Source organism: Fulvivirga aurantia (genome assembly GCF_009711475.1).
Taxonomy (GTDB): domain Bacteria; phylum Bacteroidota; class Bacteroidia; order Cytophagales; family Cyclobacteriaceae; genus Fulvivirga; species Fulvivirga aurantia.
This window is the reverse complement of the sequence record NZ_SMMD01000414.1, coordinates 1-2,519: the sequence shown is the minus strand read 5'-3', so window position 1 is coordinate 2,519 and position 2,519 is coordinate 1. Positions and strand designations below refer to the sequence as shown.

Here is a 2,519-nt window from a genome sequence, read left to right as displayed (position 1 = left end):
GCACATGATTCTAAAGAATTAAATAAAGAATTTGTTCATTATCTAAATTTTGGAGGTTATCCAGAAGTTGTGTTATCTGAAAAAATACAAGGTGACATGGGCAGGTATGTCAAAAATGACATCGTTGATAAAGTTCTCTTAAGAGACCTTCCAAGCCTATATGGCATAAAAGACGTACAGGAACTTAATAGGTTCTTTACCTACATCGCTTATAATACAGGAAACGAATTTTCTTATGAAACAATGTCTAAAGAAAGCGGAATTCAAAAAGATACATTAAAAAAATACCTAGAATATTTAGAAGCGGCCTTCTTAATTAAGGTTCTCAATAAAGTAGGTGTTAATGCCAAAAGATTAAAAAGGGTGACAAGCTTTAAAGTTTATTTAACTAATCCATCATTACGAACCGCTTTATTTTCTCCAATAATGGAAACTGATAGTGAAATGGGGAATATGGTTGAAACAGCAGTTCTTTCACAATGGATGCATCGAGAAAAATTAGACCTTACTTATGCTAGATGGAAAGATGGTAGAAAAGAAGGTGAAGTTGATCTTGTATTAGTAGATGACAGAAATTATAAACCTGTATGGGGCGTAGAGATCAAATGGAGCAACAGATACTATGAAAGACCTCAAGAACTTAAAAGTTTGATGAGTTTTTGCAAAGAAAACAAACTTGATTCTGCAGTAATAACTTCTATTGATCAATTGGGGCAGAAAAATATGGATGGTTTAAAGTTCACCTTTGTGCCTGCATCGGTATATGCATATAATATTGGTGATATTACCTTGAAAATGCGAACAATCAGTTAAAACGAAGGGGAGAAGCATATCTGGCAAATGATCAAACAGAAAAAGCTATAAAAAGCTACAAAAAAGCATCGGAATTAAGTCCTGAAGAAAACTGCCATTGGTGTGAGTCTTCAAGTCAGGCATTGAGGGATCTGGAAGAAGGAGAGTAAAAGCTGTGGTGAGCAGGCACTGTGCTCCGTAAGCTAAATGAGTTATTTGCAAAAGCAGGTGAGATCGGGTAAAAATTGGAAAGTGGTTTAAAGGAGTCTGAATGATTTTATCGTTGGGATGCAGAATATGTGCAGCTGACTGAAATTACATCTGAAGATATCATTTTTGGAAGTTATAAATTGACTGAAGAATCTGTAGAGTATTTAAATTCAGAAGGGTACAAGAAAACTTGCTCCTTACAACTCTATGAATCTGGAGAATTCAAATTGACCAATGCACCCGACTTCATGTTCGACCCATTTGGCAGAAACACAGGAAATACTTTGACTAGAACTGGAGATTGGAGTACAAGCTGTGCAAAATCGTATGATTGTATGATCGATCTAATGGGAATTACAGTTGTGCCATTATCAAGAAAACTTAATGGTCCAATTGCAATACTAATCACAATTGGAGAAGGTGATTCCTGTAATGGCATTGTTTTCGAAAGAATTGAATAAGCTGCCGCTGTTCTAGTGGACGTGTAGAACAGTTTTTTCAGGCACGTGCTATAGTGCTTCTTGTGTAACACTTCAGAATGCAGTGCTATTTGTAAACTTTTGAAGCATCGACAACAACCCAGAAACGTTTTTGGCCAAAGACAATGCAACTTGGTTCAAAACACAGAAAATATTACTTTCACCTCAGTTAAGTACCGATATGGCAAGAAAATGCTTTAGGTGTACATTATCATCACTAATTTCATGATCAAAATCAGACTTCTCTTAATCTTAATATATTGTTTTCTGTGTAATGCTATTTACGCTCAGAATAACCTTGAAGAAATAAAAAAAGAATATTACAAACTAAATGGAAATATTGTTCTTCAACACGTTAAGATTGATAGTTATAATTACTTTATTGAAAATGGTAAGATACGCATTGCACGATATAAGAATGATTATGGCTCTATTGAATCTTACTATAGCTTCAACTTGAAAGATGGTGTATACAAGGCTTTCTTTATATACTTTAATCCTGATGACGGGGTCGATTTACCCGATGCAAGGATTTACTTGAACTCTGATGGTAATGTGTTCCTGTATAAAGAAAACAACCTTGAAAAATCTTATTTCAGTCGTCATTCTGCCTTAAGCAAACTACAACTCCAGTCTCAAAATGCTCTGAACCACTTTAATAACACTTTTCTTAAAACCCAGGACAGGCTTGCGATCATTAAAATTCAAATTGATAGCCTACAACAATCAATAGAAACCGCATCACTTATCAAAGTGGACACAGCATCAGATTTTTATGATGAGAATCAAAGTCAATATTTTATTGATGGAGATGTCATTTACATGAATACTTCAAACGAATTGGTTAAAACTGTTTCAAGCTCAGGTGATAATCATGGATCTCGCAAGACTTGGAAATATTTCACTAATGGAATACTGGCTCTAAAAATTACTGAATCAGAATACTACATAAACGGATTCCAATATCAGGTTATAAAAGAATACTATCATAAACCACGAAGAGAGAATCTTCTGTTTCGTAAAGACCTTTATAGAGTT

General features: G+C 34.5%; 4 protein-coding genes. All 4 read left to right on the top strand.

Annotated features, from left to right (window positions below; translation table 11 throughout):
* Positions 1 to 813: ATP-binding protein (locus E1176_RS02435; protein ID WP_155208982.1), on the top strand; the 813-nt coding region annotated here is incomplete at its 5' end.
* Between the two features lie 20 nt (positions 814 to 833).
* Positions 834 to 962, top strand: a complete 129-nt coding sequence (locus E1176_RS21465; protein ID WP_155208983.1) for a hypothetical protein — start codon at positions 834 to 836, stop codon at positions 960 to 962.
* 129 nt (positions 963 to 1,091) lie between these two features.
* Complete coding sequence (locus E1176_RS02425; RefSeq protein ID WP_155208980.1) at positions 1,092 to 1,463, top strand: hypothetical protein; 372 nt, start codon at positions 1,092 to 1,094, stop codon at positions 1,461 to 1,463.
* Between the two features lie 243 nt (positions 1,464 to 1,706).
* Positions 1,707 to 2,519: hypothetical protein (locus E1176_RS02420; RefSeq protein ID WP_155208979.1), on the top strand; the 813-nt coding region annotated here is incomplete at its 3' end.